Annotated in this window: 1 protein-coding gene; it reads right to left on the reverse strand. The window is 69.2% G+C overall.

The genetic code is table 11. From position 1 onward, the window contains the following. Positions 1-560 (reverse strand): Scr1 family TA system antitoxin-like transcriptional regulator (locus tag KUM32_RS40015; protein WP_217146630.1); only part of this gene is annotated, 560 nt, incomplete at its 3' end. Positions 561-574 lie beyond the last annotated feature (14 nt).

Consider the following 574-nt stretch of genomic DNA (forward strand, 5'->3'; position numbering starts at 1 on the left):
ACCCACAACTCCTGTCCGCCGCCGTCGAGAACGTTGCGCTGGCGTTGCAGCCGCACCTCCAGACGCTGCCGGGCCTCCTCGTCGTCCTGGTCACCGTGGGATATGTGCCACGCGTAGTGGTCGGTCTGCAACAGGCCCGGCACCAGCATCGTCTCGTAGATGCGAATGCGCTCCGCCGCGGCCTCCAACCCCACCAGCAGCTCGAACCACTTGGGAATCCCGAACGAGCTCCACCAGCCCGGTTCGGTGGAGACGCCGACGAGCTTGACGAGTTGGTCGATGTGGGCCTGCGGCGCCCCGTAGAGCTGGAGGAGGCGCACCACGTCCCATGCCTGGCACGGTCGCCGCCCGTTCTCCAGGCGGCTGATCTTCGACGTCGTGACCTTGAGGTGCGCGGCCGCCTGCTCCATGGACACGCCGGCGGCCAGGCGGCGTTGCCGGAGGTGGCTGGCCAGGGCCACGCGCACCACGACCGGGCCGTGACCCGCCTTGGCCGCGTACTGCTCGATCGACGCCGGAAAGGCCGCTTGTGACGCCGGAAGGGCTGCTTCGGCTTCCATGCACGCTCCTCGGT

The sequence above is a fragment of the Streptomyces sp. AC627_RSS907 genome, from assembly GCF_019049165.1.